4 protein-coding genes and 1 pseudogene are annotated in these 5,002 nt (G+C 68.0%); 3 read left to right on the top strand and 2 right to left on the bottom strand.

Annotated features, from left to right (window positions below; all coding sequences use genetic code 11):
• A pseudogene (locus tag ACFQEU_RS11230) lies at nucleotides 1-181 on the bottom strand (twitching motility protein PilT); the annotation flags it as partial.
• Nucleotide 182: 1 nt separating this feature from the next.
• A complete protein-coding gene (locus tag ACFQEU_RS11225) occupies nucleotides 183-1,427 on the bottom strand; it encodes a translation initiation factor IF-2 subunit gamma (protein ID WP_379782152.1) in 1,245 nt (414 codons plus the stop codon).
• A 601-nt stretch (nucleotides 1,428-2,028) separates the two neighbouring features.
• Between ACFQEU_RS11225 and ACFQEU_RS11220 the strand changes: the two genes are divergently transcribed.
• The 3 genes from ACFQEU_RS11220 (at nucleotide 2,029) to ACFQEU_RS11210 (ending at nucleotide 4,883) form a co-directional block, all read left to right on the top strand.
• Nucleotides 2,029-2,634 (top strand): DUF5810 domain-containing protein, encoded by a 606-nt coding sequence (locus ACFQEU_RS11220; RefSeq protein ID WP_379782150.1) that lies wholly within the window; start codon nucleotides 2,029-2,031, stop codon nucleotides 2,632-2,634.
• A gap of 37 nt (nucleotides 2,635-2,671) precedes the next feature.
• Nucleotides 2,672-3,109 (top strand): DUF5809 family protein, encoded by a 438-nt coding sequence (locus ACFQEU_RS11215; RefSeq protein ID WP_379782148.1) that lies wholly within the window; start codon nucleotides 2,672-2,674, stop codon nucleotides 3,107-3,109.
• A 481-nt stretch (nucleotides 3,110-3,590) separates the two neighbouring features.
• Nucleotides 3,591-4,883, top strand: coding sequence for a glucose-6-phosphate isomerase (locus tag ACFQEU_RS11210; protein WP_379782146.1), 1,293 nt, complete (start codon nucleotides 3,591-3,593; stop codon nucleotides 4,881-4,883).
• The last annotated feature ends 119 nt before the right edge of the window (nucleotides 4,884-5,002 follow it).

The following is a 5,002-nucleotide window of genomic DNA, read 5'->3' as shown; positions in this document are numbered from 1 at the left end:
TCGCGGCCGTTCCCGCGCCCGACGCGAGCCCGTCCAGCTCCGACCGCACGGCGGCCGGAACGACTGCCTCGTAGGTCCCGAGGAGCCGGTCGAGCTCCTCGAACAGCCGAATGTTCGCCTCGACCGGGGCCATCAGCGCACTCGTGTCGAGCGCGACGACGGGCGTCGAGGTGTCGGTCACGCTACGACAGCGTCCCGACGCCGATGAGTCGCCACCGCGCGCCGACGCGTCGGTTGATGGCGATCTGCGCGCCGGCCTCCGCACACACCGGCCGCTTGAGGCGCACCTCACACTCGCCGTCGCGAGCGCTCGTCACGGCCCCGACAGTGGTCGCGGTGCCGACGGTCAACATGAGCGGCTCGCCCGTCGTGATCTCCTCGATGTCGCTCTCGCCGCTCTCGTCGTCCTCTTTCCCGACGACGCGGTCGAGCAGATCCACTTGCATCTCGAACTCGTGTCGCGTCGGCGGGAGCGTCCCCGGTTCGCCGGCGACCTGCCCCGCGAGCGCGTCGCCCTTCGTCAGACTGGGGTCGAGGCCGGTTCCGACGCCGAGGAGGCCGCCCGGGCGGGCGATATCGACCTGCTGGGAGCCGGCTTGGAGCGACCGAACGCTCGTTTCGAGCGGCCGCCACTCCGTCTGCCCCTCCTCTTCGACCTGTCGCCCGGGCCGGATCTCTAAGCCGTCGCCGACCTCCAGCTGCCCGTCGACGAGCGAGCCGCCGACGACGCCGCCTTTGAGCTCGCTCGCGGTCGCGCCCGGCCGGTTGATGTCGAACGAGCGGGCCGCGTACATCCGGGCGCTCTCGTCGGGGTCCCGATCCGGTGTCGGGATCTCCTCCTCGATGGCCTGTATGAGGAGGTCGAGGTTGACCTCCTGACCGGCCGACACCGGGACGATCGGGGCGTCCTCCGCGACGGTACCGTCGACGAACTCTTGGATCTGCTCGTAGTTGTCGACGGCGCGGTCGCGGTCGACGAGGTCGACCTTGTTCTGCGCGATGACGATGTTATTGATCCCGATGAGATCGAGCGCCATCAGGTGCTCTTCGGTCTGTGCCTGCGGTACGTCCTCGGTCGCGCTCACGACGAGCACGGCACCGTCCATGATCGACGCGCCCGAGAGCATCGTCGCCATCAGCGTCTCGTGGCCCGGCGCGTCGACGAACGAGACGGTGCGTAGGACTTCGCTCGTCGAACCGTCCGCACACTCCTCGTCCGTGGTGTAACACTCGGGCTCGTCGACGCCGGGACAGCGGCGGAACGTCGCGTCCGCGTACCCGAGTCGGATCGAGATACCGCGTTTCATTTCCTCGCTGTGCTGGTCGGTCCACGAGCCGGACAACGCCTGGACGAGCGTCGTCTTCCCGTGGTCGACGTGACCGACGAGACCGATGTTCACCTCCGGTTGTGTGTTGGCTTCAGTCACTGTTGGACCTCCTAACGGAGTAGTCTTACCGGAAATTCGCCCCGTGCGAGTGATAAAGTTGCTGTTATAGCCGCGAGAAACGCGCACGCGAGCGCCGGCGGATCCGTCGATCGGAAGGCGGGAATCCGACGGAGGAGACGAGAACTACCGTGTGACATCTACCCACGACTAAAGTCGTGGGCTTCCCACGCCCGTTGCGCTGGTTTGGGAACGTACGTTTGCGACCCGACACGCCGATGGGAGTGCCACGCCCCCGTTACTCCTATCCTGTGACAGATTCGGAGTTATCTGATTATTTACGTCGGTTGAAGCGTCCGAAGGCTTACTTTTTGATGAGGCAAACACCAAGTCAACTACCAGTTCCCGGACAATCGTTCACGATGGCGGTACCCATCGCAACGACAAACAGAGATACGAAGTGTGGGCAGTCAAACCTTTGGACTACGGCGTTTTGAGAACCGTTCGGCGATTCATCCCACGGCTAAAGTCGTGGGTTTTCTCGCCTAATCTCTATAAACGAACCACGTCACCGCCGTCGTCGCCGTCACCGCCGTCATCGTCCGACGCCGCTTTACGCCTCACTCACGAACCCACGCTCGACATGGGATACGCGTGTCCGGTCTGTGAGACGCCCCAGCGCGACGGCGAGCACCTCGCCCACCACCTCGCGTTCACGGCGATGCTCCACGGTGACGACCACGAGACGTGGCTCGACGAGCACGTCCCCGATTGGAGCGGTCGCGATCCGCCGGGGCTCGCCGAGGCGGTCACGGAACATGCTGCCGAAGCGGAGTACCACGAGGTGTTCGAAGACACCGTCGATCGGAGCCCCGGTCGGCCCGATGTCGCTTCCGGCAGCCACGACCACGGACACGGGCATGGACACGACCACGGGCATGGACACGACCACGGGCATGGACACGACCACGGGCATGGACACGACCACGGACACGACCACGGGCAGGCTGCCGATTCCCGCACCCCGCTCCGTGATTCCGATCCCTCGGAGCTGGATCCGGAGGCAGCGGCCGCGGTCCGGGAGGCGCGCGAACTGACTCGGGAGATGTACGCGGACGGGGCGGACGGGGCGGACGAGGAAGGCGTAGCCGACCCCGACGAGACCGACGAGGCGCGTGGGGCGGACGGGACGGTCGATTCCACCGCCACCGACGCCACCGACGCCACCGACGACCGCCCCGACCCGTAACACAACGCCCTTTTCGGTGGATCCCTCACTGCCGCGTATGAGAACCCGAGGCCCGTTCGCCCCCACGACCCGGTCGGAAGCGCTGGAGCGCTACGAGGACGCCGGCCCGGCCGCCCAAACCGTCGTTCGGGAGACGGCGAAGGCGATGGAGTTCGGCGCGGACGAGTACGACGAGCGCGTCCGTCCCGAGGTCGTCGAGACCGCCCGCGACGCGATCTTCGCCGAGCTGTTGGCGGTCCACGTCGGCACCGAAGCGGAGTTCGACGAGTGGCTCTCGACGTCCGACTACGACGAAGCGGACGTGACGCGGCTCGGCGGGGAGCGCGTCGACAACGTCGCGTGGCATCCGATCCCGTTCGCCGAGACGGTGATCGCGACGACGTTCCAGGACGGCGAGGACGCGGCGGTGAGCACCCTCCGCCGGAACGCGTTCGGCCGGGTGTATCGCGAGGAGTTCTACGAATCCGGTCGGTGATCGGTTTATAAGGGCATTCGAGCGTTCGAGCGTTCGAACCGTCTCTGAGTCGTCTTGCCAGTGCGGGAACCCAGCCGTATCCTCTTTTTCGGTCCGATCGGTGGGCTATAAGTGACGTATCCGCGGACCGGTTCGCCGAGCGGGACCTCACGCCTCCCCAGCCTCGGTCGCGGGGCGACGCGAGGCCGCACCGCACCATATCGTGTCGCCCCGCGACCTCCCTCGCACGCGCCGCGGACTCCCGTCGGTCGTCCGCGGATCGCGCGCGCCACCGCATCGCAACACACGGATGAGAACACGGATAGATCTGAGTATATAAACTGTGGATCGGCGGTATATAAGCCGCTGTCGCGACCTGTGACGACGGGAGCCGTCGATGGTGGGTTTCGCTGCTGACGGGAGCCGCCGATAACGACGTCCGCGGTCGATGTCGGGCGGCGCGTAACCCATACTTAAGTCGCCCTCGCCCGCTCGTTCGTTCATGAACGTCGACATCGGCAACGCGCTCGGCACGACGCCGGGACTCACGGAGGACACGCTGGAGCGACTCGACGGGCGGGTCGCGGACGCACACGAGCGGATCACGGCCGGGATGGTCGACGACGAGTTCGGCTACGCCTCGTTAAACCTCCCCGAAACGGCGGACCCGGACGCGATCCGCGCGGCGGTCGCGCCCTTCGATGACCCCCACGCGGTCCTCACGGTCGGCATCGGCGGGAGCGCGCTCGGGGCCGCGACGCTCGCGTACGCGCTCGAAAGCGACGTGGACGCCTACTTCCTCGACAACGTCGACCCCGACCACGTCCGGGCGCTGCTCGCCGACCTCCCGCTCGAAGACGTCGTCGTCAACGTCGTCTCGCGGTCGGGAACCACCGCCGAGACGCTCGCCAACTTCCTCGTCGTCCGCGAGGCGATGACCGACGCCGGCGTCGACTGGACCGAGCGTACCCTCGTCACCACGGGCGAGGCGGGGAACCTCCGACGACTCGCCGAGGACCACGACCTCCCCGCGCTCGACGTACCCGAGGGGGTACCCGGGCGCTTCTCGGTCCTCTCGACGGTCGGCCTCGCGGTCGCCACGCTCCAAGGCCACGACATCGAGGCGGTGCTCGCTGGGGGGCGTGACGGGATGGACGCGCTGTCTGGGTCGCTGTTCGAGTCCCCGGCGTACGCCTACGGCGCGACTACGTACGCGCTCGCGGAGCGCGGCGCGCTCACGAACGCGGTCATGCCCTATGCGGAGTCGCTGGAGACGTTCGCGGAGTGGTTCGCCCAGCTGTGGGCCGAGAGCCTCGGCAAGGACGGGCTCGGCCAGACGCCCGCCCGCGCGCTCGGCGCGACCGACCAGCACTCCCAGCTCCAGCTGTATCGGGCGGGCCCCCCGGACAAACTCGTGACGCTCGTCCGGCCGACGGAGCGGGCGACGACCCCGATCCCCGAGACGGAACTGGAGGGGCTCGCCTACCTCGGCGGCTCCTCGCTCGGTGACCTCCTCGACGCCGAGTTCGACGCCACGGAGGCGAGCCTCGCCGCCGCCGGCGTCCCCAACCTCCGCGTGGAGATCGATCGCGTCGACGAGCGGAACCTCGGCGAGCTCCTGTACGGGATGGAGGCGGCCTGCGTGCTGTACGGCGAGCTGGCGAGCGTCTCGACGTTCACCCAGCCCGCGGTCGAATGGGGGAAGAACGCGGCCCGAGGGCTGCTCGGTGGCGGCGAGTTCGCCGAGGCCGAGGCGGTCGACGACAAACGCGAGCTCCGGGTCGAGTCCCGCTGACCGGGAGCGGTGCGCCTAACTCCCCCTGTTCCCTACGTCCGCCGATGAGCGACGACGGTCCCGACGGCTCCGGCGGCCACGACAGCTCCGGCGGCCACGACGACACCGCTGTCCCCGAT

Origin of the sequence: Halorubrum tibetense (assembly GCF_042661865.1) — an archaeon.
GTDB lineage: Archaea > Halobacteriota > Halobacteria > Halobacteriales > Haloferacaceae > Halorubrum > Halorubrum tibetense.
Note: the sequence above shows the minus strand (reverse complement) of the source record. Positions and strands in the feature narration are given on the sequence as shown.